We start from the raw sequence: 25,836 nt of genomic DNA on the forward strand, positions 1-25,836 counted from the left end.
CATGAGCAATGACGAGTGTGCCAAACTTCTGACAGAGCACGAAGGCAAGCTGTCGCTGCCGGGCGGGCTGCTGATGCGCTCCGGCCCCAGAGACTACGTGGGCACAGTGCTGGCGGTGACTGGCACTTTGTATTACAAAAGCGGCTATACCACGCCGGTACGCGAGGCCATCTGCGCATGCTTCGATCAATACGCTGCTGCGGTCGGCGATGTGCTGCGTTGGATGCACAAGGACGAAACCAAACCGGTGAAGTTCAGTCGGTCCAAACCCTTGCGTGATTGGCTATTGAAGCTGGACCCGGACGACTCTGCGATCTTTGGCTATACCGCCGGCGAGAAGCAGGAAGACGCAAGCGCGTACGAGTTTTACAGTGCAAATCTGCGGGGGTGGCAGGAGCAGCGCGGCTGGGGACTAAGCTGCCTGCGTTTCTCGGTGCCTTTGAAGTTTGTGGCGGACAATCCTTCCACATTCCAGCGCTTGTTTGTTGATTTTGCGCGGCGGCTCGATGCCGAACATGGGCATGGCGGACATGGGTTTGTTCTTTCACTTTTGAACTGGCACGTAGACACGCCAACCGAAGCATATATGTCGCAAAAACTGCGTGGCGCGGATGTAGGAAAGCCTACATATTTTCCCCGAGGGCTACTCGACGGCCTCAAAACAATCTCCTGGCTGACCGCCATCAACACCTCCATGCTGCAGCAACTCGACGGCGGCACCGGGCTTGATGCATTACGCAGCGAACTGCCCGGCGATTGGTTTGCCTATTACGACTATGGGGCCGGCACGGTGATCCAGGCCGGGCCTGCGCCGAACATCGCCAGTGTCGACGACGACCCCATGCCGGCCAGCTACGTGCTGGTCAATCACCTGCTCAGGCGCTTCCGCAGCACCACCATCAAAGACTTCCATGGCGCCACGATGGGGGGCGAGCCGTTCCTGGGCGTGGTGGGCACTGCCAAGTGGCTGCAACGCTTCGACATACCGGACGAGGAACTGATGGCCTACAAGGCCAAGTTGCTGCGCGAGCCGAAGTTGAAGCCGGGCACCGTGCTGCCCGAGCGGCTGTGAGCCTGCCGCACCGTCACACTTTGTCTGTATCACGCCGGTAACCGCGGCATCGAGTGCGATGCTGCCGTGGTATGCACAGCACGAAGTGACGAGGATGGCGTATTCGCCATTGGGCGGCCGCGCATTGCTGGATCATCCGCTGCTGAACGCCATCGGCGAGCGACGCGGCGTAGCCGCAACCGCAGTGGCGCTGGCGTGGGCGATTCGCAGCGGCAAGGTCATGGCCATTCCCGAATCGGGAACACCTGCGCATGTGCGCGTCAATGCGGCGGCTGCACATTGCAACTGGATGCGCAGGATGTTGCCGAACTGGAGCGCGCGTTTCCGCCGCCAACATGCAAACAGCCGTTGGATCTGTTGTAGCCCAACGCACACCAGTCGAGTTCGTTGCATGCAAGCGCGTGCAATGCATCAGCACGCTGCGTGAGGCAAGCAACAAGCAGCTGCAATGCAGCGCAGACTTTGGCTGCATGTGAGTATTCGTTCGCAAGCAGACACGTGTAATTAACAGAACCACTCCCACGCTCGCCGGATACGCCAGCATCCTAAGCCCGCCAGAGTGGATTCTCATGCCCAAGTTACCCAGCAAGCCCGCGCAACTTCCTTCCATCGCTATCGTCAGCGCGACACCCGACGCATTGCGCGGCACGGGCGATGAGTTGCATCAAAAGACCGGCGGCACGCATCCGCAACTGACCACCAACCAGGGCATTCCGGTTGGCGACAACCAGAACTCGCTGCGCGCAACGCCGCGCGGCCCGACGTTGCTGGAAGACTTCATTCTGCGCGAGAAGATTACCCACTTCGATCACGAGCGCATCCCCGAGCGTATCGTGCATGCGCGCGGCAGCGCAGCGCATGGCACCTTCGAGCTGACCACGTCGCTGAGCCAGTACACCACCGCCAAGATCTTTACCGAAGTCGGGGTGAAAACCCCATTGTTTACCCGCTTTTCCACAGTTGCCGGTGGCGCCGGCTCGGTCGATACGCCGCGCGACGTGCGCGGGTTTTCGGTGAAGTTTTACACCAAGGAAGGCAATTGGGATCTGGTAGGCAACAACATCCCGGTGTTTTTCATCCAGGATGCGATCAAGTTTCCCGACTTGATTCATGCGGTGAAGATGGAGCCGGATCGCGGCTTCCCGCAGGCCGCCAGCGCGCACGACACCTTCTGGGATTTCATCTCGCTCACGCCCGAGTCGATGCACATGATCATGTGGGCGATGAGCGATCGCACGATTCCGCGTTCGCTGCGCATGATCGAAGGCTTCGGCATCCACAGCTTCCGTTTCCTCAATGAAAACGGCGACAGCACCTTTGTCAAATTCCATTGGCGTCCCAAGCTTGGCTTGCAGTCCACCCTCTGGGACGAAGCCGTCAAGATCGCTGGTGCCGATCAGGACTTCCATCGCCGCGATTTGTTCGAAGCGATCCAGAGCGGTAATTTCACCGAGTGGGAACTGGGCGTGCAGTTGTTCACCGAGGCAGAAGCTGAGGCATTCACGTTCGATCACCTGGATTCGACCAAGGTCATTCCCGAAGAATTGGTGCCACTGCAGATTGTCGGGCGCATGGTATTGGACCGCTGGCCGGACAACTTCTTCGCCGAGACCGAGCAAGTCGCATATTGCCCGACCAACATCGTGCCGGGTATCGATTTCAGCAACGATCCGCTGTTGCAGGGTCGCCTATTCTCGTATCTGGATACGCAGCTTAGCCGTCTGGGCGGACCGAACCTCCATCAGATTCCAATCAACGCGCCCAAGTGTCCGTTCGCCAACAATCAGCGCGACGGACATATGCAGATGGGCGTGCCGAAGGGCCGTGTCGCTTACGATCCCAGCTCGCTGCAGGCCGATGCGCCGCGTGAGGCGCTGCGCGGATTCCCCAGCCATGCAACACCGGCCGAAGACGGCGCAAAGGGCCGCGTGCGCGCACAAAGTTTTGCCGATCATTACAGCCAGGCGCGGATGTTCTTTCGCAGCCAGAGCGCGCTGGAACAGGCGCATATGGCATCGGCGCTGGTCTTTGAATTATCCAAGGTGGAAACCGCACACGTGCGCGAAGCCATCGTTGGCCATCTGCGTCACATCGACCCATCACTCGCGCAACGTGTCGCTGATGGCATGGGCATGATCACGTTGCCGCCGGCACCACCGGCTGCGGTTGCACCGACCGATATGCCGTTGTCGCCGGCCTTGCAGCTGATCGGCAAGATGAAAGACACCTTGCAGGGACGCACGATCGGCATCCTGATTCACGATGGCTCGGATGCGGCTGCGATCAAGCAGATCCACGATGCCGCAGAAGCTGCGGGTGCCACGGTGAAGATCGTCGCGCCGAAAGTGGGCGGTGCCAAGCTCAGCGATGGCAAGCAATTGGCAGCCGATGGTCAATTGGCGGGAACGCCATCGGTGGTGTTCGACGCGGTGGCGGTGCTGTTGTCGTCTGAGGCCGCCAAGCTGCTGACGCGCGAGTCGGCAGCCTTGGATTTCGTCAGCAACGCGTGGGCGCACTTGAAGGCGATTGCCTTCGACGATGGCGCGCTGCTGCTGCTGAAGGCAGGCAATGTCGGCAAGGATGCGGGCGTGATTGAAGCGGCAGATACCAAGGCATTCATCACTGCTGCCAAGACCCGCCAGTGGGCACGTGAGCCGAAGGTGCGCATGCTGGCGTAGCTGCATCGGCGCCACACCGAACACTCCCTTGGGCGCAAGCGACTTCTACGTCGTTTCGCGCCCAAGGCGTTTATGCACGCAGCAAGTCACCCGCTGCAGTAAGCCAACGCATCCCATGCGACAGCCAGCTTTTCATCCAGCCACCCATAACGTTCTGGTGCGGTGTCCTCACCGATTGCCGGACCCTGTGGCGGCGTGGATGCCGCCACCGAGCCACTATGGATGGATTCGCGGCGTGTCACGCGAGCGGTAAGGGCACCACGCACTCGGCTGACTCAACTGCTGCGCAGTCGTCTTGTTGAAAGACTCTCAGGCGTTTCGGCAGGACACTGCGCAGCGTTAGCCAGCGCGCGGTACTCGCGTGGCGTCATGCCGACCGCCAGCTTGAATTGCCGCGCAAAGGCGCTCTGATCGCTGAAACCGCAGGCGTGGCCGATTTCGGTAAGGCTCTTGTTTCCGTGCAGCAGATGCATCGCCATCTGCAGACGCAGCTTGGCCAGCACTTGTTGTGGCGTGAGCTGAAACACTTTGCGAAACGAACGCTGCAATTTGGACATCGAAAAACCGGTGATCTCCACCAAGGCCTGGATGCGGACGTTTTGCGCATAGTTGGCGTTGAGGTAAGCCAGCGCAAGCCGCAGCTTTTCGTACTGCGATGCATGCCCGTCCTGCGGCCCCAGATCGCGCGAGATGCCGATGATGCCCTGCACCTTGCCATTCACCAGCAGCGGACGTTTGCAGGTCAGGCACCAGCCCGGTTCGCGGTTGGCAAACAGATGCAGCTCCAGCAGGTTGTCGATCACCGCACCGGCCAGCACCTGCTCATCCTGATTGGCGTAATTGGCGCCCAAGCCGCTGGGATAGACCTCGGCAACGCGCTTGCCGATCAACTCTTTACGCGACTTCAGCCCCAGCCGCCGCAGCATGGTCTGGTTGACGTGGGTATAGCGGCCCTGGCGATCCTTGACGAAGAACAGCACGTCCGGCACTGCATCGAACAGCGCTTCCAGGTCGGCAGGATCGATGCGCTTCATGCAGGAGGATTCAGGCAGGCCAATGGACTTGATATCAGGGAAGATGCGACCGGGCTGTAGCGCGCCCACCGATATACACCGCAACGCGCAGCGCCATGATACGCCGCGTGCGATGGGCCTTACCCGGCCAAGCTCAGCGCGGCGTCTCGGCCAAGGTTGCCGCAGCGGGTGCGGCCTTGGCATCCACTGCCGATGCAGTGGGGTTGCCGATACGCTCCAGCGGCACCTGTCGCGCCTGCCAGCGGTTCAGCACTGCCGCACCGGCCTGCGACCGGCCTGCACGCGCAGGCGCGCACTGCCACCGGGGCGCAATGAATTGGACCGCGCAATCGCCAGCGGTCATGCAGCTGTCGGCGGCGAGCGGGCCCACCAGTTGCCAGCCTTGCTCCGTCATCGCTTGTGCGAACGCGCGGTAGCCCATCCCGGACTTGCGCGTGGCCGGCAGCGGAACGCTGGGGGTCGCTGCCCGCTGTCTCGGTCGCGGCGGTCCCTACGTTCGCAGGCACCGGTACCGAGACTGACGCACGCGCAGGCACGGCTGCATCGCTGCATCGGGCGTACCAGCACATTTCCTGGCTCTGGCGATTCCACGCGGTGCATCACTCCAGCGGCGAGATGGACTGGCTGGCCGGGTCGCGCATCCATTGTGTGGAAATCGTGCTGACCCGCAGTGCCGTCCTGCTGCCGTTGTTGATTCTCGGTTTCTCGACACCGGCCGTGAATGGGTAGGTGATTCTGGTTGGTCTACAGGCGGTACCGGCCCATTCCAACCTCGCCCTGCGTTTGGGCTGGCTGGAGTATGTGCTGGTCTTGCCGCGTTATCACCAATGGCACCATGCGCGCCAGCAGGACTCTATCGAAGTCAACTACGCTATCTCCGTCCATTGGTGGGCTTGTTGATGGGCACGTTCAAACTGCCGCCGAGTCGCGATGCGTGGCCGCAGGAGTACGGCGTCATGAAAGTGGAGACGGTGCCCAAGGGGCTACTGCGCCAGCACCTAATGCCGTTCCGTCGGCGCAAGAGGTTTGATGATGATATGGATTGAGATTCCATTGCGCTGACGACCGCGCTGCGCCGCACCTATAAAAACAGCGCAGGAGATCATCCTGCGCTGTCAGTGCGAAACCACTGCAATCAGGATCAGACGTCGAAGAAATCCACCTTGCCATCGTGCAATGTGTAATACGCGCCGACCACGCGCACGCCGCCGGCACGCAGCGGTTCCAGCAGCGCCGGCTCGGAGGCCGCGCGCAGGCGGTCGACGGTGCGCTTGACGTTGGCCTTGACCGAGTCGGCCAGCAAATCGCTGCCGCCCTTGCTCTTGGCGGTCAGCACGGCCGGCACGATGGGCTCGATCATGGCGCCGATCGCGCCCGGGAAGAACGCGTTCTTCTCCACCACCGACACTGCCGCAGCGACCGCGCCACAACTCTCGTGGCCCATCACCACCACCAGCGGCACGCCGAGCTGGCTCACCGCATATTCGACCGAACCCAATGCGGTCGTATCGACCGTATTGCCGGCGTTGCGGACGATGAACATTTCGCCCAGGCCACGGCCGAACAGCAGTTCCGGCGGCACGCGCGAATCCGAGCACGACACCAGGATTACGAACGGGGTCTGGCCCAGCGCCAGTTCCAACCGTCGCTTGCCGTCGGAGATCACCTTCTTGGGACGGTTTTGGACGAACGCGTTATTGCCGTCGCGCAGCGTCTGCAGCGCCGGTTCGGCGGTCAGATCGGTCTTTTTGGACGGCGCCGCGCGCAGCGCGAACGGCAGGGACGTGGCGGCGGCGGCGATCGGCGCGCAACAGGCGCATTGCAGCAATTTTCGACGGGATGCGGAATGCGACATGGACGAGCCCCTGCTCTCTGGTTGGTGTCGCGATCGTACTACACGGCGGGCGCTGCGAAGCGCTTCAAACAGAGTTATGAACGCATGATTTCCAAGTGGCGCGTGAGGAGTCAGGTCCAGTCGGTTAGACCCTCGCGCCGATAGGTTTCCTGAAACGCCGGCCGGGCTTTCATTCGCTGCGCATGCGTCTGCAGCGCCGGCCAGATGTCGCTCGGTCGGGGCATGTTGCGCGACCAGCGCATCATCATGGTGAGCATGCAATCGGCCGCTGACAGCATCTGGCCGAGCAGAGGCGGACCATTGGCCTGCAACTGCGCATCGACCTTGTTCCAGGCCGCTTCGAGTTTTTGCCGTGCCTGCGCCTGCGCCGCATCGCTATGCTCGGCACCCGCCGGCTCGCCCGGGTAAAACCAGGCGCGATACGCCGGCTGCAGAGTGTTGGCGCAGAAGAACATCCACTTGTAGTAGGCCGCGCGTGCGGGGGTGCCGAGCGGCGGCGCCAACCCGGCCTGCGGATACGTGTCGGCCAGATGCAGCACGATCGCCGCGGCTTCGGTCAGCACCTGGCCGTCCAGCACCAGCGTCGGCACCACGCCGGCCGGGTTGAGTACCAGATACTCCGGCGATTTCTGCTCGGCGCGTTCGAAATCCGGCGAATGCAGTGCGTGCGGCACCTCGCGTTCGATCAGCGGCCATGCACGACGAAAGCTGCAGTGCTTGGGGGCGTGATACAGCGTGGCGGTCATACGGGTTGCTGAGTCAGTTGGTGCAAGCGCGCAGGCAGGCGAGCTTGCGTGGCTCACATCGATTGTCGCCGCTCTGATGGCTGCAATCGAAGAGCTGCGCGAGGCAATTGGCCCACTGTGCCGGATGCTGCACGTCGTCGCAGCGCTTTCCGCGCGGCGCAAGCGAGGAGCTGCAACTGCTCTCGCTTGGCCGGTCGGCGCGGCATTGCCCGGCACTGTGGTTACACTGCGCAATGCAACGGTCCCACGCTGCGGGCCCGCTGAATCGTGTCGACGGTTCGCTTGGCGTGAGTGGCTTTTTTTTCTGCAAACGGCACCGGCGCGGCCGGTGTCGGCGCATAGTTGCCGGAAGGAAACAGCACCGTCGGTGCTCTGTGCTGCTGCGCTGCCAAACCCTGGCTGAGACAGACCAACAGCGCGATGCACAACAGCGCGATGCAGATGAGTCGGAGCATGCCTGTTCTCCTGTGACCGTCAGTGCGCCGAGCATAGCGAGTTCCTGCTCGGCGTTGCCTGGCCGCATGGTCGATCCGGCAGACGCTCTTCTCACGGTGTACAGACACCGGCTGCTGACAGCGGCCTAAGCTTTATTACGTGGGCTGCGGGACGCGGCGACGCAGTGCAGTTGCGTCGCCGTTCCAGGCCAGGCTTATTCCACCAACACCGGAATCTTGCCGATACGCGATTGCCACAACCGCGGGCCGGTCTTGTGCACCGACTCGCCGGTGGAATCCACCGCCACGGTGACCGGCATGTCCTTGACCTCGAATTCGTAGATCGCTTCCATGCCCAGATCTTCGAACGCCAGCACGCGTGCTGCCTTGATCGCCTTGGACACCAAATACGCAGAGCCGCCGACTGCCATGAGATACACGGCCTTGTTGTCGCGGATCGCATCGATGGCCGCATCGCCGCGATCGGACTTGCCGACCATGCCCAGCAGGCCGGTCTGCTCCAGCATCTGGCGGGTGAACTTGTCCATGCGCGTGGCGGTGGTCGGGCCGGCCGGGCCCACAACCTCATCGCGTACCGGGTCGACCGGGCCGACGTAGTAGATGAAACGGTCGGTGAAATCGACCGGCAGCGTTTCGCCGCGATTGAGCATGTCGATCATGCGCTTGTGCGCGGCGTCACGGCCGGTCAGCAGCTTGCCGTTGAGCAGCACCACTTCGCCCGGCTTGAAGCTGGCGACTTCTTCGCGGGTGATGGTGTCCAGGTTGACCCGGCGCGCGTTGGTCGGGTTGTAGGTGAGCTTGGGCCAGTCTTCCAGCGAGGGTGGGTCCAGCATCACCGGGCCGCTGCCGTCCAGGGTGAAGTGCGCGTGGCGGGTGGCGGCGCAGTTGGGAATCAGCGCCACCGGCAGGTTGGCGGCGTGGGTCGGGTAATCCTTGACCTTGATGTCCAGCACCGTGGTCAGGCCGCCCAGGCCTTGCGCACCGATACCGAGCGCATTGACCTTTTCGTACAGCTCAAGCCGCAGTTCTTCGGCGCGATTGGACGCACCACGCGCCTGCAGATCGACGATATCGATCGGCTCCATCAACGCTTCCTTGGCCAGCAGCATGGCTTTTTCGGCAGTGCCACCGATGCCGATGCCGAGCATGCCCGGCGGGCACCAGCCGGCGCCCATGGTCGGCACGGTCTTGAGCACCCAATCGACGATGGAATCGGAAGGATTGAGCATGGCGAATTTGCTCTTGGCTTCCGAACCGCCGCCCTTGGCCGCGACAATCACCTCAAGATGATGGCCCGGCACGATCTTGGTGTTGACCACCGCCGGGGTGTTGTCCTTGGTGTTCTGGCGCTTGCCGGCCGGGTCGGCCAGCACGCTGGCGCGCAACTTGTTGTCGGGGTGGTTGTAGGCGCGGCGCACGCCTTCGTTGACCATGTCTTCCACACCCATGGCGGCGTCGTCCCAGCGCACCTGCATGCCGATTTCAAGGAAGACGGTGACGATGCCGGTGTCCTGGCAGATCGGGCGATGGCCTTCTGCGCACATGCGCGAGTTGATCAGGATCTGCGCGATGGCATCCTTGGCGGCCGGCGACTCTTCGCGCTCGTAAGCGGCGGACAGATTCTTGATGTAGTCGACCGGGTGGTAGTAGCTGATGTACTGCAGCGCGTCGGCGACGGACTGGATGAGGTCTTCCTGCTTGATCGAGGTCACGGCTGGCTCTACGGCTGGCGGGGGCAATCCGGGCATTTTAGTCGAAAATTACCGTGCGTCCTGCCGCCGCGTCGATGGCAGCGATTGATCGGGCCACGGATCGCGTGACGCACGACCCGGTGCACGGGCGCCCTGCGAGACACCGGCCGCACCGCCCTGCAATCTCGCAGTCCGCGACGGCGCAGCTATCGCGCGCAGATGCCCGCATGCGCATTGGCACCCCTCCAACACTTCACGCCCACGCAAAGCGCTGCACACTAGCGGGATGTCAGCCTCCCATTCCGGCGCCACAGCGCCCGTCGCACCCCGTACCGGCCCTACCCTGCGCGAACGCTTGAATGCGTTGCGCAATCTACCGCCGTTCCTGCGCCAGATCTGGCAGACCAGCCGCTGGCTGAGCGTCAGCAGCATCGGCATGCGCGTGCTGCGCGCGTTGATGCCGGTGGCCACGCTGTATATCGGCAAGCTGATCATCGACGAGGCGATCCATCTGGTCGGCCAAGCACCGGCGTTCGAGTCGCTGACCCAGGCGCTGAGCAGCGGCCGCTTGAACCGCTTGCTGGAATTGCTGGCGCTGGAACTGGCCCTGGCGATCGGGTCGGACCTGCTCGGCAGCATGGTCGGCTACGCCGATGCGCTGCTGTCGGAACTGTTCAACAACGCCGCCAGCGTGCGCCTGATGGAACACGCCGCGCAGTTGGATCTGGAGGATTTCGAAGACCCCAACCGGCAGGACAAGCTGGATCGTGCGCGGCGCCAGACCATGAACCGCATGAACTTGATGAGCCAGTTGTTCGGCCAGGTGCAGGACGCCATTACCGTGGTCAGTCTGGCGGTGGGTCTGGTGGTGTATGCGCCGTGGTTGATCCTGCTGCTGGCGATCGCCCTGATCCCGGCCTTCATCGGCGAGGCGCATTTCAACGCATTGGGCTATTCGCTCAACTTCCAGTGGACGCCGGAGCGGCGCCAGCTCGACTACCTGCGCCAGGTCGGCGCCAGCGTCGAGACCGCAAAAGAAGTCAAGATCCTCAACCTGCACCGCTTTTTGATCACGCGCTATCGCCGGCTGGCCGACAAGTTTTTTCAGGCCAATCGCGCACTGGCGCGCAAACGCGCGCTGTGGGGCGCACTGCTGGCTGCGCTGGGCACAGTGGGTTACTACATGGCCTATGGCTACATCGCCTGGCGCACCGTGCGCGGCGATTTCAGCATCGGCGATCTGACCTTTCTGGCAGGCAGCTTTCTGCGCCTGCGCCAGTTGCTGGAAGGCCTGTTGATCGGTTTTTCGCAAGTCGCCGGCCAGGCCTTGTACCTGGACGATCTGTATTCGTTCTTCAACATCGTGCCGGAAATCCGCTCGCGTCCGAATGCGCTGCCGGTGCCGCGACCGATCCGCCAGGGCTTGGTGTTCGAGGATGTGGGTTTTCGCTATCCGGACGCCGAACAATGGACGGTGCGGCACCTGGATTTCGAGCTACGGGCGGGCGAAGTGCTGGCCCTGGTCGGCGAAAACGGCGCCGGCAAGACCACGCTGGTCAAGCTGCTGGCACGGCTGTACGACCCGGATGAAGGCCGCATCCTGCTCGATGGTCACGATCTGCGCGATTACGACCTGGACGATCTGCGCGCCAATCTGGGCGTAATTTTTCAGGACTTTGTGCGCTACCACTTGAGCGTGGGCGAGAACATCGGCGTCGGCCAGGTGGATGCGATGGACGCAGCGCCGCGCATCCGCGCCGCTGCGCAACGCGCGATGGCCGGCGATCTGATCGATGGATTGCCCGATGGCTACGACCAGCTGGTGGGGCGTCGCTTCAAGAACAGCGTGGATTTGTCCGGAGGGCAATGGCAAAAGATCGCCATCGCGCGCGCCTACATGCGCGATGCGCAGCTGATGATTCTGGACGAACCCACCGCCGCGCTGGACGCGCGCAGCGAGTTCGAGGTGTTCCAGCGCTTCAAGGAATTGTCGGACAACCGCACCGCGGTGCTGATCTCGCACCGCTTCTCCAGCGTGCGCATGGCCGACCGCATCCTGGTGCTGGCCGCAGGGCGCATCGAGGGCAACGGCACGCATGCGGAACTGATGGCACAGGGTGGGCGGTATGCGGAGCTGTTTGAGCTGCAGGCGGCGGGATATCGGTGAGGCCGGGAATGGGGAATGGGGAATCGTTAGAAGCAGCTGCCCGGCGGCTGACGGTACTGAGCTTGCTGATCCGAAAGTGGTCCGGATCTTTCCGCACTGCACCCCATTCCCGATTCCCGATTCTCCATTCCCGGACAAATGAGAGTTCATCTCATTTGGCCGGCTTGAGGTAGAATTGGCGGGTACTTTTCCCACGACACTCAACGGCATGTCTTCCGCTTTCGGCGCCCAAACGGTGCTTGAGGTCCGTCACTGGACCGACGCCTACTTCAGCTTCACTACCACCCGCGATGCCGGTTTCCGCTTCGAGAACGGGCAGTTCGTGATGATCGGCCTGGAAACCGAGACGCGCCCGCTGCTGCGTGCGTATTCGATCGCCAGCGCCAACTGGGAAGAGCATCTGGAGTTCTTCAGCATCAAGGTCCCCGACGGTCCGCTGACCTCGCGGCTGCAGCACATCAAACCGGGCGACCAGGTGCTGGTCGGCAAGAAGCCCACCGGCACGCTGCTGATCAGCGATCTGCACCCGGGCCGCAATCTCTATCTGCTGGGCACCGGCACCGGCCTGGCGCCGTGGTTGTCGGTGATCAAGGATCCGGAAACCTACGAACGTTTCGACAAGGTGATCCTGACCCAGGGCGTGCGCTTCGTGCAGGATCTGGCCTACCGCGACTACTTCGAGCGCGAGCTGCCGCAGCAAGAATTTCTCGGCGACATCCTGCGCGACAAGTTGCTGTACTACCCGGCTGTGACGCGCGAAGCGTTCGCCAACCAGGGCCGTTTGACCGAATTGATGGAAGATGGCCGCATGCAGCAGACGCTGGGCTTGCCACCGCTGGATCCGGCCAACGACCGCTTCATGATCTGCGGCAGCCCGCAGATGCTGGCCGACCTGCGCAACGTGCTGGATGCGCGCGGTTTTGAAACCTCGCCACGCATCGGAACGCCTGGGCATTACGTGTTCGAGCGGGCGTTCGTCGAGAAGTGATGCGACGCGCGTGAAACGCCAGCGCAGTGCGGCGTTTCACATGACCACGTCGAGGGACCGCGTCGCCGGCATGCGCTGTCGTAGGAGCGCACCTGCGAGATCACGCGCCCAACGCGCGTTCGATATCCGCAGCCAAGGCTTCCGGTTTGGTGGTCGGTGCATAACGCTCCACCACGCTGCCATCGCGGCCGATCAAAAACTTGGTGAAATTCCACTTGATCACTGCCGATCCCAATACGCCGCGCTGTTCGTGCTTGAGCCATTGCCACAGCGGATGCGCGCCGCTGCCATTGACTTCGATCTTCTCAGCCAGCGGAAAATCCACTGCGTAATCGAGCGAGCAGAACTGGCGGATCTGCGCAGCATCGCCCGGCTCCTGATGGCCGAACTGATCGCACGGAAACCCGATCACCACCAGGCCACGCTCGCGATAGCGGTGCCATAGCGCCTGCAATCCGGCGTACTGCGGCGTAAAGCCGCATTTGGAAGCGACATTGACCACCAGCAGCACCTTGCCGGCATAGTCGCGCATTGACTGCGTGCGACCTTCCAGGTCAGTGAATTCAAACGTGGTCACTTGGCTCACGGCTAGCCTCGATCAATCAGCAAGACAACAGCATAACGCAGCCGCCTACATCGCTGCGTGCAGCCGGATTGCGCGCTCAACGTGCCTATTGCGAAACCAAACGCGGCCAACAGCACTCACGCGGGCAACCATCAAGCACACGCAGAAGATGCCAGAACCGCAGCATACACATGGTTCGCCGCGCACCGCGATGCGATTTCGCTCAACAGCAAGCTGTTTGCGCGCATCCAGACCTTGTACGACCAACGCAGCAAGCTAGACCTGGACGCACAAGGCCTGCGTCTGGTCGAGAAGTACCACAGCGATTTCGTGCGCGATGGCGCCAAGCTGTCCGATGCCGAGAAGACCACGCTCAAGGCGATGAACGCCGAGCTGGCCAACCCGGACACCGCCTTCAGCCAGAACGTGCTGGCCGAGGTGAATGCTGCGGCGGTCGTCGATGATGACGTCAAGCAACTGGATGGCCTGTCTGATCAGCAGATCGCCTCTGCCGCCGAAGCCGCCAAGGCGCGCAAGCTCGACGGCAAGTACGTGATCGCGTTGCTCAACACCACCGGCCAGCCGCCGCTGACCCAGCTGAAAAACCGCGATCTGCGCAAGAAGATCTACGACGCCTCGGTGGCGCGTGGCAGCCACGGCGGCCAGTACGACACTACCGCATTGGTCTCGCGCATCATGAAGCTGCGCGCCGACAAGGCCAAGCTGCTTGGCTTCCCGACGTACGCGGCCTATTAGCTGGAACACCAAACCGCCAAGACCCCGGAAGCGGTCAATGCGATGCTGGGCAAACTGGCACCGGCTGCGGTGGCCAACGCCAAGCGCGAAGCCGCCGATCTGCAGGCGATGATCGACAAGGAACAAAAAGCCGCACGCAAGCCGAGCTTCAAGCTCGAAGCCTGGGATTGGGCCTACGACAGCGAGAAAGTGCGCCAGGCCAAGTACAACTTTGACGAATCCCACCTCAAGCCGTACTTCGAATTGAAGAATGTGCTGGAAAACGGCGTGTTTTATGCGGCCAACCAGGAATACGGGCTGACCTTCAAGCAGCGTACCGACCTGCCGACCTACCGCGACGACATCACCGTCTATGACCTATTCGACGCCGACTGCAAGCAGCTGGCAATCTTCATCGCCGACATGTGCGCGCGCGAATCCAAGCGCGGTGGCGCGTGGATGAACTCCTACGTGTCACAGTCGGCGCTGACCGGGTTCAAGCCGGTGGTCGCCAATCACCTCAACATCCCCAAGCCGCCGGCAGGCCAGCCGACGCTGCTGACCTGGGACGAGGTGACCACCATGTTCCATGAGTTCGGCCATGCGCTGCACGGCATGTTCTCGGACGTGAAATATCCGTATTTCTCCGGCAACAGCGTGCCGTGCGACTTCGTCGAGTTTCCCTCGCAGACCAACGAAATGTGGGCCGACGCGCCGTCCATTCTCAAGAACTACGCCAAGCACTATCAGAACGGCACACCGATGCCGCAGGTGTTGTTGGACAAGGTGATTGCCGACTCCAAGTTCAACCAGGGCTTTGCCACCACCGAGTATCTGGGTGCGGCCATGCTCGGCCAGAACTGGCATCAGATCAGCGCCAATCAAGTGCCGGAGGCGGCCGGGGTGATAGCCTTCGAAGCCAAGGCCTTGCAACAGGACGGCATTGCCTATGCGCCGGTGCCGCCGCGCTACAAGACACCGTATTTCAGCCACATCATCGGCGGTTACGCGGTCGGCTATGACGCCTGCATCTGGTCGGAGGTGCTGGACGCCAACACCCAGCAGTGGTTCAAGCGCAATGGCAGGCTGAGCCGCGCCAACGGCGATCGTTTCCGCCAGACCCTGATCTCGCGCAGCGGCAGCGTGGATGCGATGGAGCTGTTCAACAACTTTGCCAAGCATGCGCCGCACATCGAGCCCTTGCTCAAAAAGCGCGGCCTGAGCGCGCAAGGCGGCGATGGTGCGACGCCGGAAGCGCCGCAGTCCAAGCCCTAATCGGCACCTGCGGGAAATGAAAACGCATCCCGGAGCAATCCGGGCGGCGTTTTCATGCGTGCGATGGCCCGTGCTGCGGCAAGGCCGATGCCTATCGATCAGAGCTCGACAGCGTCCACACTGTCCAACAGTTTTCTCAGCAATTTTTCCAGACGCACCTGCTCGGCGTCGCTCATGCCGGCAGTTTCTGCATTCAACAGCCTGCAGGCATCAGGCAGCAGACTGTCGATCAAGGCCAAGCCTGCCGGTTGCAGCGTCAGCACGATCTTGCGCCGATCGTCTTGGCTGATGCCACGCGCAATCAGGCCTTTTTCGCAAAGCTGATCGGTGAGCCGTGTGATGTTGGCCGGCTTTTCGCTAGCCGCTTCGGCCACTTCCGTGGGCGTGATCGATTGCTCCGGCGTGCCGTAGAGCATCACCAGGATTTCGTATTCCGGTGGGCTGATGCCATAAGGCTTCAGCCGCACACAGCCCTGCGTATGCAGTCGCTTGTAGAGATGCTTGATCAACCTCACCAGGACAGCTGGCTCCCGTGGGAACGCAGGGTAACGCACGCAAGTGTTTTCCACGCGACTTGCGGTCGGATCGAAACTGCTCATATCACCCGTTTGATTACATTACTGAATGGCCACCCCATTCAATCACATCATCTGCGGGGGTTGCATCTCAGCGAGCGAAGAGATGTACATATTCCGGAGCGACCCAGGTTAACAATGTGGAGGAAGCGACATCGGCAGTCTGCGTGCCATCCGAATACGGGCCCACCTGATACGGCGGAAACACGAACCGTAACGCAGTGATCTGCCCGGCGGGATTGAGCACCGGCACGAACTGGGCAAACTTGTCGACCTGAGCCGCGGTGCCTTCGGCAATCATGCGATCGGCCGAGGCCACCTGCTCGGCCTGGTCTTCGACCGGCACGCGATCGGCTTCCACCCGTTGGGTGGCTGCGTTATGCAACTGTGCTGCGACCTCGCGTGCGATCTTTTCCCAGCCTACCGGGTCGGGAATCAGCGCCTGCGCCGTCAGTTGCTTGCGCTCCTTGACCAACCACACTAAGCGCGCCACCAGCGGCTCGCCATGTGTGCCGCCGGTGTAGCGGCTGCCATCGGCAGACACCACGATCAGCTCGGCAGTGTGCAGCACGGTCTCCCATGCCAGCGACAGTTCGTACGGCGCGGCAGGTTTGTCGTTGCCGAGACTAGAGACGGCTACCATCAATTCGGCCCGCGCGTCTTGCGAATAGCTGTGGATCAGCGCCGCCAGTTCCGGGTAGGCGTCCAATCCGCGTGGATAGCTGATACCGACCATATAGGCAGGCGCATGCTCGATCTCATCTTCCAGTGGGCCGCTTTGGACGACGAGGGGCTCTGCAGGCGGCGTTGCGCGCGCTGCCGGCTCCGTCGTTTCTGCGGTTGTGGGTGCGCGCTGTGTACACCCTGCCAGCAGGGCCAGCATCAGTAAGCCCTGGGCTCCATTGACTGCAAACAGCCGCCCCATCCCACCCGCCCCTAATCGAATACACGCTACAAATACACGCTGCCGGCGATCAAGCCAGCAGATCCTGAAACTGATGGTGCCGACGTATATAGGCATCGGCATAACTGCACTCAGGCACGACCTTCAAACCCGATTCGCGCGCGTAATGCAAAGCGGCCTCGACCAACACGGCAGCAATGCCACGTCCGCTGATCGCATCCGGCACATGCGTATGGGTAATGGTCATGCGCTCGCCTTCGCGACGGTAGACCAGTTCGGCGCATTGTCCATCGGTGTCTACGCTGAAGCGTTGCTGGGTTTGATCGTGTTCTGCCTGCACTGTAGCGGCCTCCATCGTGGTCTGCGTTTGGCAGTGAATGTGGCTGTGAATATAGCTGTGAGTGTGACCAGCGCGGCGCCGCGCCTGCGTGAAAATGAATCGATACTGTGACGCGTCGCGCAGCGCGTCGAGGGTGCACTTAAGTTCGCTCGCCTAGCGCCGATAGCCAAGCCGAAGGCATCCGCTGCGGATGGTCTGCTGGCAAAGGGTTTGCTGACCGTCTGCCGAGGTCTTCGCCTTACCTACGAGGAGTCACCGCATGAACAACGATTCGGCAGGACACAGCGCAGACAGCGATAGTTCGTTGCTGGAGGGCTTATTCCAGCTCGCCATCAATGGCGATACCCACAACCCGCACTTCGCGCAGCTCAACGATACGGTGTACGAGCGCTTGCAGCAGGCCTACGGCAGCAATGCCGCTGCCGACCAGGAACGCACCGCGGCCTGAGCCACGCGTCACGTTACCCGCCAGGACCAATCACCTCGATGGTGCTGGCCGGTTGCCCCAGGCAAACAGGCAAACAGGCAAACAGGCAAACAGGCAATCAACATTGCCGATAACCGTCGCGCCGCCTGACGGCCACGCTGCCCTTCGGCAAACGCGCTCAACCGACGCGCTTATCCGAAGCGCGGATTGGACAACTGCTCCAGAAACACCTGCAGCACGCGCGGCTCCATGATCAGCATGAACATCACCCCGAACGCGGCACCGGCAAGATGCGCGCTGTGGTTGATGCGATCGCCGCCGCGGCGATCCATCCACAGGCTGTAGCCCACGTAGAACACCGCATAGAGGATCGCCGGCGCCGGAATGAACAGCACCAGGATGATCGTCCACGGCTTGAGCAGGATGAAGGCGAACAACACCGCCGACACCGCGCCGGAGGCGCCAAGGCTCAGATAATTGGGATTCTTCTGGTTCTTCAGATAGCTGGGCAGGATCGACACCACCAGCGCGCCCAGATAGAACAACGGATAGGTCAGCACGCTGCCGCTCAGCCGCGTCATCACCTCTTCGATATACCGGCCGAAGAAGAACAGCGTGATCATGTTGAAGACCAGATGGCCCAGGTCGGCATGGATGAAGCCGTAGGTCACCAGGCGGTCGTATTGTTTTTGCTTGTCCAGCGCCGGCGGCCACAGCACCAGCCGGTCGGCCAGCTTGCGGTTGTTGAACGCCATCCACGAGACGATGCCGGTGATGGCGATCAGGATCAGGGTAATCATGCAAACCTCAGGCAGAACGGTAATTGTCGACCATGCGATACCGGCGTGCGTACAGGCCGAAGGCCAGTGCTGCCAGAAACGCGAAGGCCGCGAAGAAGAACATCAGAAATGCCGCTTCGCTGAGCCCAGTATCGGCGATATGCGCGGTCACCGTCGCGTTGCGCACCGCCACGTTCGATAGCAGCACCCAGAGATTGCCCACCGTGGTGGTCAGGTACCAGAAGCTCATCACCACGCCCTTCATTGATGGCGGCGCCTGGCTATAGGCGAACTCGATGCCGGTGGCCGACACCAGCACTTCGCCGAAGGTCAGCAGCGCATAGGGCAGGATCTGCCAGGCGATATGCATCGGCTCACCGCCGTCCATGCCGATCTGGATGGCACCGACCGCAATCCACGCCAGACCGCTGAAAGCGATGCCGCAGGTCATGCGACGCAACGCAGTCGGCTCCCAGCCGCCACGGCGCAGCAGTGGATACAGCACCAGGTTATTGAACGGGATCAGCAGCATCACCAGCAGCGGATTGAGCGCCTGCATCTGCGAGGCGGTGAACCAGGCCGGCATCGTCATCTCGCGGCCCTGCAGCACCCAGGTCGAGGCCTTCTGATCGAACAGCGAGAAGAACGGCGTCACCAGCGCGAAGATCACCAGCACCCGCAGCAGCGCACGCACGCCTTCGACCGCCGTAGCGGGATGGCTGCCGCGCGCACGCTCCAGCTGCCACCAGGTACCGCAACCGATGCCTGCCAACAGCAGCACCAGCGCCATGCACAGGCAGATGACGATATCGAGCTGCTCGATCAGCCCGAAGCAGGCCACTGCCAGCAGCGCCGAGACCACCGCGAGCATCAAGCCAGGACGGCCCTGCCCTGGCGCGTGTGCCAGCAATGCGGTACGCATCACCGCGCCGAAGCCATGCGGATCCTTCGGCGGCAACGGCACCCGCACATAGCGCTTGCGGCCCAGCCAGAACACCAGCGTGGCCACGAACATCAAAATCCCGGGAATGCCGAACGCCCAGGCCGGGCCGAGATGCTTCAACGCCAGCGGAATCAGCAACGAGGCGAACAACGAGCCGAAGTTGATGATCCAGTAAAAGGCGTCGAACACAACCTTGGCCATGTGCTTGTTTGACTGGTCGAACTGGTCGCCCATGAACGAGGCCACCAATGGCTTGATGCCGCCGGCACCCAGCGCAATCAACCCAAGCCCGACGAAAAACCCATTGCGGCTGCCTTCGAACAGCGCCAGGCATGCATGTCCGGCGCAATAAATCAGGCTGAACCACACAATGGTGGTGTACTTGCCGAAGAAGCGATCGGCCAGCCACCCGCCCAGCAGCGGGAAAAAATACACCCCGATCATGAAACTGTGCAGGATGTGCTTGGCCTCGACCTCACGGCCGGGCCCGCCGATCTCCTGCAGCAGCAGCGAGGTGATCAGGAACTGCACCAGGATGTTGCGCATCCCATAGAAACTGAAACGCTCGCACGCTTCGTTGCCGATGATGAAAGGAATCTGGCACGGCAGCCGCGCGCCGGTAGTGGCGCCCGGCAGGGTGGAAGTAGTCAAAGAAAGTCCGGTCGAGCAGAAAACACGCGCTATCGTACCGGCGGGCGGTGGCGGGCCGCCATCGCGACCATTGGATCAGGCACTGGATGGGCCATTGCATGCATCGACGCCGCTGCGCTTGTTGATGCCGTTGCGGAACGCCTCGAAAGTCGTTCGGCCCGTATGTGCTGAAAAACGCGCATCCAAAACACCGCTACCAAGCCGATCACGCGCAGGTCATGACGCAGCGCAGATTGGCCTGCTGCGCCGGCTCGGCTACATTGCAAACGTTTTCCTGGAACACTGGACCGCTGGATGCCCCGCTTCACCAGCCTGGCCCTGAGCCTGTTGCTGCTGACCACCACCCCCGCCGCACTGGCTGCCGAACCGCTGACCACCCAGGCCGAGCGCAGCGGCTTTGCGCAAACCGGACGCTATGACGAGGTCATCGCACTGTGCGATGCCTTCGCGCAGCGCTACCCGCAGGCGGTGCGCTGCAACGAATTCGGCACCACGCCGGAAGGCCGGCCGATGAAGGCGCTGATCGTCTCCACCAGCGGCGCACTGGATGCGCAACGCGCTGCGCAACGCAAGTTGCCGGTGGTGCTGGTACAAGGCGGCATCCATGCCGGCGAGATCGACGGCAAGGACGCGGGCTTTCTGGCCCTGCGCGAATTGCTGGACGCTAAGGCCGGCAAGAGCGTACTCGACAAGCTGGTGTGGGTGTTCGTGCCGGTGTTCAATGTCGACGGCCACGAACGCTTCGGCGCCTGGAACCGCCCCAATCAGCGCGGCCCCGAGCAAATGGGCTGGCGCACCACCGCGCAGAACCTCAATCTCAACCGCGACTACCTCAAGGCCGACGCACCGGAAATGCAGGCGATGCTGCGGCTGGTGCAGCAATGGGACCCGCTGATGGTTGTGGACCTGCACGTCACCGATGGCGCCAAGTTCGAGCACGACGTCTCGGTGCAGGTGGAACCGGTGCATGCCGGCGATGCCACGCTGCAGCGCGATGGCACGCGCTGGCGCGATGCGGTGATTGCCGATCTGGCCAAACAAGGCTCGCTGCCGCTGCCGTATTACCCCTCGTTTGTGCACGAAGACGACACGACCTCGGGCTTTGCCGACGACGTGTCGCCGCCGCGCTTTTCGCACGGCTATTTCCTGCTGCGCAATCGCTTCGGCATGCTGGTGGAAACGCATTCGTGGAAGACCTACCCGGTGCGCGTACGCGTCACCCGCAACGCGATCGTCTCGGTGTTGCAGCAGACCGCGCGCAACGTTGCGAAGTGGCACGCCGATGCGCTGGCCGCCGATCAACGTGCAAGCAAACTGGCCGGCGAACCGGAGCCCTTGAGCTTTGCACCGGGCCCGTCCACACGCACTGTCGCCTTCCGTGGTTACGCCTACACGCGCACGCCTTCGCCGATTTCCGGCGCGTTGATGACGCGCTACGACGAGACCACCCCGCAAATCTGGAAAGTGCCGCTGCGCGATCAGATCAAGCCAGATGTGGTGGTCGATGCGCCGCGCGGCGGCTATCTGGTGCCTGCCGCGCAAGCTGCATTGGTGGCCGGAAAACTGCGTCTGCACGGCATCGCCTTCGACACCATCGCCACTGCTGGCGAGTATGCGGTGCAGAGCTTCCGTGCCGACAAAGCAACGTTTGCCGCACGCTCCAATGAAGGCCATCAAACCCTGGAAATCGCCGGCCAATGGCGCGATGAAACCCGCAGCGTGCCGGCCGGCTCGCTGCTCGTACCGATCGCCCAGGCCAAGTCGCGCTTGGTGATGGCGATGCTGGAACCGCAGGCGCCGGATTCGCTGCTGCAGTGGGGCTTGTTCAACAACGCGTTTGAGCTCAAGGAATACATGGAGGATTACGTCGCAGAGGATGTCGCGCGCGACATGCTCGAGCGCGATCCGGCAGTGAAGGCGCAATTCGAGCAACGCCTGGCCAGCGATGCAGCCTTCGCCGCCGACCCGAAAGCGCGCCTGGAATTCTTCGCCCGCCTGCATGCTTCCTGGGACGAGCGCTACCGGTTGTATCCGGTATTTCGCACGGCGCAGACGCAGTTCTGACGAAGCATTTAGTCCCGGCAACCACCTGATTCGGCGCGCACGCGCGCCACCCCCACTCGTGCACTGCAGTGCCCTCCCCTTATTGCAACCGCACTACAAGGACCACCCTGTGTCACAGCTCGAAATGAAAACGTTTACACACACTCCACGCCGTCTCGCGCTCGCCATTGCACTCGGCATGAGCGTCGCTTTCGCCGCCCCGCTCTACGCGCAAACCGCTGCTGTCGCGCAGCCGTGGATGGATACCGCACTGAATCCGGATCAGCGCGCCGACCGCCTGCTGGCGCAGATGAGCGAAGACGAAAAATTCCAGATGTTGCGCAGCTATTTCGGGCTGGGCACCGACAAGATTCCCAAGCCGGAGGGCGCGCTGGGCTCGGCCGGCTATGTGCCCGGCATCCCGCGCCTGGGCATCCCGGCGCAGCAGCTCGCCGATGCCGGCGTGGGCGTGACCAATCCCGGCGGCATCCGCAAAGGCGACTTCGCCACCGCGATGCCGTCCGGCACATCCACGGCGTCGAGCTGGAATCCGCAGCAGGCCTACGCCGGCGGCAAGACCATGGGCCGTGAAGCCGGGCAGCAGGGCTTCAATGTGCTGCTGGCCGGCAGCGTCAACCTGCAGCGCGACCCGCGCAACGGGCGCAACTTCGAATATGCCGGCGAAGACCCGCTGCTGGCCGGCACGATGGTCGGTCAATCGATTCGTGGCATCCAGAGCGAGCATATGCTGTCGACGATGAAGAATTTCGCGCTCAACGATATGGAGACGCGCCGCAACTTCCATAGCGCGCAACTCGGCGAACAGGCGATGCATGAGTCGGACCTGCTCGCGTTCGAGATTGCGTTGAAGATCGGCGACCCCGCCTCGGTGATGTGCTCCTACAACAAGATCAACGGCACCTACGGCTGCGAGCACGATTACCTGCTCAACCAGGTGCTGAAGCAGGAATGGAAATACCCTGGCTACGTGATGTCCGATTGGGGCGGCGTGCACAGCGGCTCCAAGGCGGCGCTGGCTGGCCTGGATCAGCAATCGGCCGGCGAAGTCTTCGATGCGGCGGTGTTCTTCGACGCGCCGTTGCGCATGGCGGTGTCGGCCGGCGTGGTGCCACGCGCGCGCTTCGACGATATGGTCAAGCGCATCCTGCGCAGCCTGTTCGCGCATGGCGCGTTCGATCCCCCCCCCCCAGCGCCAGCCGATCGACGGCAAGGCCGGGCTGTTGGCTGCACAACACGTCGCCGAAGAAGGCAGTGTGCTGCTGCGCAACGCGCAGGCCACCTTGCCGTTGTCCAAGCAGGTGCGCCGCATCGCGGTGATCGGTAGTTACGCCGACAAGGGCGTGATGTCCGGCGGCGGTTCCTCGCGCGTGGACTACACCATCAACGGCGGCAACGCGGTGCCCGGTCTGACCCCGACCACCTGGCCCGGCCCGGTCATCATCCATCCGTCCTCGCCGTTGCAGGCGCTGCGCGCCGCATTGCCGGACGTGCAGATCGACTATGTGGACGGCAAGGACCGCACTGCTGCCGCACGCGCGGCCAAGGCCGCCGATGTGGCGATTGTCTTTGCCACCCAATGGGCCGCCGAATCGGTGGACCTGCCGGACATGCAGTTGCCCGACCACCAGGACGCGTTGATTGAAGCGGTGGCCAAGGCCAACCCCAGGACCACGGTGGTGCTGGAAACCAACGGCCCGGTACGCATGCCGTGGGCCGAGCGCGTGCCGGCAGTGCTGCAGGCGTGGTATCCGGGTATCGGCGGCGGCGAGGCGATCGCCAACCTGCTGACCGGCGCAGTGAATCCCTCCGGCCATCTGCCGGTGACCTGGCCGGTGGACGAATCGCAGCTGCCGCGTCCATCGATTCCGGGCCTGGGCTTCAAGCCTGCCAAGCCTGGCGAAGACAGCATCGACTACGCCATCGAAGGCGCCAACGTCGGCTACAAATGGTTCGCCGCGCGCAAGCTGACCCCGCGTTATCCGTTCGGCCACGGCCTGTCGTATACGCAATTCCGCATGGGCGCGCTGCGCGTTAACGCCAACGGCAGCCAGCTCACGGCGAGCTTCGACGTGGAAAACATCGGCCCGCGTGAAGGCGCCGCCGTGCCGCAGCTCTACGTCACCTTGCCGGATGGTCACGCCACCCCGCTGCGCCTGATCGGCTGGCAGAAGCTCACCCTCAAGCCGGGCGAAAAGCGCAGCGTGCAGGTGGTGGCCGAGCCCAAGACGCTGGCCGACTTCGATGCCAGGGCGCGTCACTGGAACATCGCCGCCGGCACCTATCGCGTGCAGCTGGCGCGTTCGGCGAGCGACCCGGTGCAGAGTGCGGAAGTCACCTTGCAGGCGGCGCAGCTGCCGTAATCAGATGTCGCGGCGGACGTGCACTGCGCACGTCCGCCACGCCGTCTTCTCACGTCGCCGGCAGGCGACAGCCACCACGAAGAATTTGTGCGAGATGCGTTGACAGCTTCGTGCGCAACTTGCACAATTCGCCCCTGAGTCGCCCAGGTGGCGGAATTGGTAGACGCACTAGCTTCAGGTGCTAGCGGGCTTCAGGTGCTAGCGGGGGCAACTTCGTGGAGGTTCGAGTCCTCTCCTGGGCACCACGACTCAAGGCAAAAAGCAAAAACCCCGCTTCAGCGGGGTTTTTGCTTTTGCTCAGAAACATCAAGAACAACCGCTCATTTTTCATTCAATTGCAGTTACCGTTGTTGCCGGCGCGGTAGCTGTCCAGCACGTTAAGTGCATATGTCTCCGCATCTACTTCATTGTTAGTCCCATACCACTGAGAGGCATCAGAATTTTTGAATTGCCATGTGTGTCGGGCTTCATGCGCCGCACCTAACGCAGAGTGAGTAACTAAATCAACAGCACCAATTGTTATGCCTGATGCAACCAATGTTCCCGTTGAATCATAATAAGCGGACGACCGAAATCCAGATGAAAGATCCTCGAACGCAGCGGCATAGATTGTAACCGTGCCACCTGTCTAATTGTTTCCCGCTGCGTTCCAAACAGTAGGCTGAGCCAAACCACGAATCTCCATTCGTCCTGCAGCGATGTTGGTGGCCCTCGTTTCGTTAAGATGTATATCACGATAACCCTGAGCTCCGGCATTCACGTCTTGATATGCGTAAGCGTTGACAATCGTCATACCCCAGCCGGCTTCCATACCAGGTAACCCAACGGCTGCAGCGGCGGCATCAGCACTACACCGTACTTTGCTTGCACTTGGCATTTGCGAAGGCGGTATAGCTGGATAAACTCGCGAATGAGATCCTCCGGAATTTCCAGATGAATACTCATTATAACTTTGGTATCCTCCACCGAAATAAGAGCCTGTAAAATAGTTCCCATTAGAACCGCGCACCCCAGTCACATTGACAGTTGGCAACGCCGTCGCCACAGTTCCATTTGATTTTCCACCGAACACTTGACTCATCTCATCACGCGTCAAAATTCGCACAACACTACCTCCTTATATTTTTCAATTTCCGCAATTTTCACGAATATCGTCATCCGTCATTACCTTGCCATTAAATACATCATTAAACATCTTCTTTGCCCAATCATCAGCCTTTATAATAACGCCAACATTCAATCCTGCACCAAGCCTAGCCGACTCATAAGATAAACTAGCCGCCAAGTCCGGATCAGCCGTACCCATTTGTAGCAGACGAGCCAATTGGTACTGCTCGGCCTGTGTATAACCAATCAGCGTTCTAACGCCGTGTTGGTCGCGTGTCGCATTATAGGCAGCCAAAGCTGCAGGCCAACTGCCTCTCTTGATTGCATTATTTGCAAGCTGCCGAGCATTTAAGGGCACCTCGAACAACCAAGTCGTAGCCGTGGTGACACGCACTGGATGATGACCATACCTTCAAAAAATCAGC

The 25,836-nt window shown here is 61.9% G+C and carries 20 protein-coding genes, 1 tRNA gene and 5 pseudogenes; 12 read left to right on the plus strand and 14 right to left on the minus strand.

The window, feature by feature from the left end; genetic code table 11:
- The first annotated feature begins 1 nt into the window (after window position 1).
- The 3 genes and pseudogenes from XpopCFBP1817_RS05690 (at window position 2) to XpopCFBP1817_RS05700 (ending at window position 3,750) form a co-directional block, all read left to right on the plus strand.
- On the plus strand, window positions 2-1,072 hold the full coding sequence (locus tag XpopCFBP1817_RS05690) for a type VI immunity family protein (RefSeq protein WP_128416371.1): 1,071 nt from the start codon (window positions 2-4) through the stop codon (window positions 1,070-1,072).
- A gap of 12 nt (window positions 1,073-1,084) precedes the next feature.
- Window positions 1,085-1,435: pseudogene (locus XpopCFBP1817_RS22600) on the plus strand (aldo/keto reductase); the annotation flags it as partial.
- 206 nt (window positions 1,436-1,641) lie between these two features.
- The gene (locus tag XpopCFBP1817_RS05700; RefSeq protein WP_128416372.1) at window positions 1,642-3,750 is read left to right on the plus strand and encodes a catalase; all 2,109 of its coding nucleotides are present in this window, start codon (window positions 1,642-1,644) and stop codon (window positions 3,748-3,750) included.
- 275 nt (window positions 3,751-4,025) lie between these two features.
- Here the strand turns inward: XpopCFBP1817_RS05700 and XpopCFBP1817_RS05710 are convergent, their stop codons facing one another.
- Both XpopCFBP1817_RS05710 and XpopCFBP1817_RS05715 read right to left on the minus strand, forming a co-directional pair.
- Window positions 4,026-4,784 (minus strand): AraC family transcriptional regulator, encoded by a 759-nt coding sequence (locus XpopCFBP1817_RS05710; protein ID WP_128416374.1) that lies wholly within the window; start codon window positions 4,782-4,784, stop codon window positions 4,026-4,028.
- A 133-nt stretch (window positions 4,785-4,917) separates the two neighbouring features.
- Window positions 4,918-5,353 (minus strand): annotated as a pseudogene (locus tag XpopCFBP1817_RS05715) (hypothetical protein).
- A gap of 25 nt (window positions 5,354-5,378) precedes the next feature.
- Here XpopCFBP1817_RS05715 and XpopCFBP1817_RS22605 point away from each other — a divergent pair.
- Window positions 5,379-5,684 (plus strand): annotated as a pseudogene (locus XpopCFBP1817_RS22605) (sterol desaturase family protein).
- Entirely contained in the window at window positions 5,684-5,830 is a 147-nt protein-coding gene (locus XpopCFBP1817_RS22080; RefSeq protein WP_208619548.1) for a hypothetical protein, read from the plus strand. Before XpopCFBP1817_RS22605 ends, XpopCFBP1817_RS22080 begins: the two are co-directional and overlap by 1 nt.
- Before the next feature lie 95 nt (window positions 5,831-5,925).
- Here XpopCFBP1817_RS22080 and XpopCFBP1817_RS05725 read toward each other — a convergent pair whose 3' ends face one another.
- The 4 genes from XpopCFBP1817_RS05725 to XpopCFBP1817_RS05740 form a co-directional block, all read right to left on the minus strand.
- Window positions 5,926-6,564, minus strand: coding sequence for a carbonic anhydrase (locus tag XpopCFBP1817_RS05725; RefSeq protein ID WP_208619550.1), 639 nt, complete (start codon window positions 6,562-6,564; stop codon window positions 5,926-5,928).
- A gap of 185 nt (window positions 6,565-6,749) precedes the next feature.
- A complete protein-coding gene (locus XpopCFBP1817_RS05730; protein WP_128416375.1) occupies window positions 6,750-7,385 on the minus strand; it encodes a glutathione S-transferase family protein in 636 nt (211 codons plus the stop codon).
- Between the two features lie 221 nt (window positions 7,386-7,606).
- Window positions 7,607-7,840: a hypothetical protein gene (locus XpopCFBP1817_RS22610; protein ID WP_244171067.1), complete on the minus strand. Its 234-nt coding sequence runs from the start codon at window positions 7,838-7,840 to the stop codon at window positions 7,607-7,609.
- 194 nt (window positions 7,841-8,034) lie between these two features.
- Window positions 8,035-9,552, minus strand: coding sequence for a fumarate hydratase (locus tag XpopCFBP1817_RS05740; RefSeq protein ID WP_167393839.1), 1,518 nt, complete (start codon window positions 9,550-9,552; stop codon window positions 8,035-8,037).
- A gap of 265 nt (window positions 9,553-9,817) precedes the next feature.
- On the opposite strand from XpopCFBP1817_RS05740, the gene XpopCFBP1817_RS05745 reads away from it, so the two are divergent.
- Window positions 9,818-11,698 carry an ABC transporter ATP-binding protein gene (locus XpopCFBP1817_RS05745; protein ID WP_128416377.1) on the plus strand — a complete coding sequence of 627 codons (1,881 nt, stop codon included), beginning with the start codon at window positions 9,818-9,820 and terminating at the stop codon, window positions 11,696-11,698.
- A 208-nt stretch (window positions 11,699-11,906) separates the two neighbouring features.
- Window positions 11,907-12,686 carry a ferredoxin--NADP reductase gene (locus tag XpopCFBP1817_RS05750; protein WP_128416378.1) on the plus strand — a complete coding sequence of 260 codons (780 nt, stop codon included), beginning with the start codon at window positions 11,907-11,909 and terminating at the stop codon, window positions 12,684-12,686.
- 100 nt (window positions 12,687-12,786) lie between these two features.
- Here the strand turns inward: XpopCFBP1817_RS05750 and XpopCFBP1817_RS05755 are convergent, their stop codons facing one another.
- Window positions 12,787-13,272, minus strand: coding sequence for a glutathione peroxidase (locus XpopCFBP1817_RS05755; RefSeq protein ID WP_128416379.1), 486 nt, complete (start codon window positions 13,270-13,272; stop codon window positions 12,787-12,789).
- A 174-nt stretch (window positions 13,273-13,446) separates the two neighbouring features.
- Here XpopCFBP1817_RS05755 and XpopCFBP1817_RS05760 point away from each other — a divergent pair.
- Window positions 13,447-15,261: pseudogene (locus XpopCFBP1817_RS05760) on the plus strand (M3 family metallopeptidase); the annotation flags it as partial.
- A 98-nt stretch (window positions 15,262-15,359) separates the two neighbouring features.
- Here the strand turns inward: XpopCFBP1817_RS05760 and XpopCFBP1817_RS05765 are convergent.
- From XpopCFBP1817_RS05765 to XpopCFBP1817_RS05775, 3 genes are all read right to left on the minus strand, one after another.
- Entirely contained in the window at window positions 15,360-15,860 is a 501-nt protein-coding gene (locus XpopCFBP1817_RS05765) for a MarR family winged helix-turn-helix transcriptional regulator (protein WP_128416380.1), read from the minus strand.
- A gap of 67 nt (window positions 15,861-15,927) precedes the next feature.
- Window positions 15,928-16,761 (minus strand): DUF3298 and DUF4163 domain-containing protein, encoded by an 834-nt coding sequence (locus XpopCFBP1817_RS05770; protein WP_128416381.1) that lies wholly within the window; start codon window positions 16,759-16,761, stop codon window positions 15,928-15,930.
- A 49-nt stretch (window positions 16,762-16,810) separates the two neighbouring features.
- On the minus strand, window positions 16,811-17,095 hold the full coding sequence (locus tag XpopCFBP1817_RS05775) for a GNAT family N-acetyltransferase (RefSeq protein WP_128416382.1): 285 nt from the start codon (window positions 17,093-17,095) through the stop codon (window positions 16,811-16,813).
- A 244-nt stretch (window positions 17,096-17,339) separates the two neighbouring features.
- Between XpopCFBP1817_RS05775 and XpopCFBP1817_RS05780 the strand changes: the two genes are divergently transcribed.
- Entirely contained in the window at window positions 17,340-17,528 is a 189-nt protein-coding gene (locus XpopCFBP1817_RS05780; protein WP_128416383.1) for a hypothetical protein, read from the plus strand.
- A 170-nt stretch (window positions 17,529-17,698) separates the two neighbouring features.
- Here the strand turns inward: XpopCFBP1817_RS05780 and XpopCFBP1817_RS05785 are convergent, their stop codons facing one another.
- Together XpopCFBP1817_RS05785 and XpopCFBP1817_RS05790 are read right to left on the minus strand one after the other, a co-directional pair.
- Window positions 17,699-18,307 carry a rhomboid family intramembrane serine protease gene (locus XpopCFBP1817_RS05785; protein WP_128416384.1) on the minus strand — a complete coding sequence of 203 codons (609 nt, stop codon included), beginning with the start codon at window positions 18,305-18,307 and terminating at the stop codon, window positions 17,699-17,701.
- A 7-nt stretch (window positions 18,308-18,314) separates the two neighbouring features.
- Entirely contained in the window at window positions 18,315-19,880 is a 1,566-nt protein-coding gene (locus XpopCFBP1817_RS05790; protein ID WP_128416385.1) for a POT-type proton-dependent oligopeptide transporter, read from the minus strand.
- Window positions 19,881-20,174: 294 nt separating this feature from the next.
- On the opposite strand from XpopCFBP1817_RS05790, the gene XpopCFBP1817_RS05795 reads away from it, so the two are divergent.
- From XpopCFBP1817_RS05795 to XpopCFBP1817_RS05805, 3 genes and pseudogenes are all read left to right on the plus strand, one after another.
- Complete coding sequence (locus XpopCFBP1817_RS05795) at window positions 20,175-21,944, plus strand: M14 family metallopeptidase (RefSeq protein ID WP_128416386.1); 1,770 nt, start codon at window positions 20,175-20,177, stop codon at window positions 21,942-21,944.
- Window positions 21,945-22,068: 124 nt separating this feature from the next.
- Window positions 22,069-24,304: pseudogene (locus XpopCFBP1817_RS05800) on the plus strand (beta-glucosidase).
- Between the two features lie 141 nt (window positions 24,305-24,445).
- Window positions 24,446-24,549 (plus strand) — tRNA-OTHER (locus XpopCFBP1817_RS05805).
- A 383-nt stretch (window positions 24,550-24,932) separates the two neighbouring features.
- Here the strand turns inward: XpopCFBP1817_RS05805 and XpopCFBP1817_RS05810 are convergent.
- The gene (locus XpopCFBP1817_RS05810) at window positions 24,933-25,409 is read right to left on the minus strand and encodes a hypothetical protein (RefSeq protein WP_128416387.1); all 477 of its coding nucleotides are present in this window, start codon (window positions 25,407-25,409) and stop codon (window positions 24,933-24,935) included.
- Window positions 25,410-25,430: 21 nt separating this feature from the next.
- Complete coding sequence (locus XpopCFBP1817_RS05815; protein WP_128416388.1) at window positions 25,431-25,778, minus strand: hypothetical protein; 348 nt, start codon at window positions 25,776-25,778, stop codon at window positions 25,431-25,433.
- Window positions 25,779-25,836: the final 58 nt, after the last annotated feature.

The sequence above is a fragment of the Xanthomonas populi genome (assembly GCF_002940065.1).
GTDB lineage: Bacteria > Pseudomonadota > Gammaproteobacteria > Xanthomonadales > Xanthomonadaceae > Xanthomonas > Xanthomonas populi.

Excerpts from the sequence above, each read along its gene's own strand:
- XpopCFBP1817_RS05690 (WP_128416371.1), top strand. The coding sequence starts at position 2 with ATGAGCAATGACGAGTGTGCCAAACTTCTGACAGAGCACGAAGGCAAG.
- XpopCFBP1817_RS05700 (WP_128416372.1), top strand. The coding sequence starts at position 1,642 with ATGCCCAAGTTACCCAGCAAGCCCGCGCAACTTCCTTCCATCGCTATC.
- XpopCFBP1817_RS05710 (WP_128416374.1), bottom strand. The coding sequence starts at position 4,784 with ATGAAGCGCATCGATCCTGCCGACCTGGAAGCGCTGTTCGATGCAGTG.
- XpopCFBP1817_RS22080 (WP_208619548.1), top strand. The coding sequence starts at position 5,684 with ATGGGCACGTTCAAACTGCCGCCGAGTCGCGATGCGTGGCCGCAGGAG.
- XpopCFBP1817_RS05730 (WP_128416375.1), bottom strand. The coding sequence starts at position 7,385 with ATGACCGCCACGCTGTATCACGCCCCCAAGCACTGCAGCTTTCGTCGT.
- XpopCFBP1817_RS22610 (WP_244171067.1), bottom strand. The coding sequence starts at position 7,840 with ATGCTCCGACTCATCTGCATCGCGCTGTTGTGCATCGCGCTGTTGGTC.
- XpopCFBP1817_RS05745 (WP_128416377.1), top strand. The coding sequence starts at position 9,818 with ATGTCAGCCTCCCATTCCGGCGCCACAGCGCCCGTCGCACCCCGTACC.
- XpopCFBP1817_RS05750 (WP_128416378.1), top strand. The coding sequence starts at position 11,907 with ATGTCTTCCGCTTTCGGCGCCCAAACGGTGCTTGAGGTCCGTCACTGG.
- XpopCFBP1817_RS05765 (WP_128416380.1), bottom strand. The coding sequence starts at position 15,860 with ATGAGCAGTTTCGATCCGACCGCAAGTCGCGTGGAAAACACTTGCGTG.
- XpopCFBP1817_RS05770 (WP_128416381.1), bottom strand. The coding sequence starts at position 16,761 with ATGGGGCGGCTGTTTGCAGTCAATGGAGCCCAGGGCTTACTGATGCTG.
- XpopCFBP1817_RS05775 (WP_128416382.1), bottom strand. The coding sequence starts at position 17,095 with ATGGAGGCCGCTACAGTGCAGGCAGAACACGATCAAACCCAGCAACGC.
- XpopCFBP1817_RS05780 (WP_128416383.1), top strand. The coding sequence starts at position 17,340 with ATGAACAACGATTCGGCAGGACACAGCGCAGACAGCGATAGTTCGTTG.
- XpopCFBP1817_RS05785 (WP_128416384.1), bottom strand. The coding sequence starts at position 18,307 with ATGATTACCCTGATCCTGATCGCCATCACCGGCATCGTCTCGTGGATG.
- XpopCFBP1817_RS05795 (WP_128416386.1), top strand. The coding sequence starts at position 20,175 with ATGCCCCGCTTCACCAGCCTGGCCCTGAGCCTGTTGCTGCTGACCACC.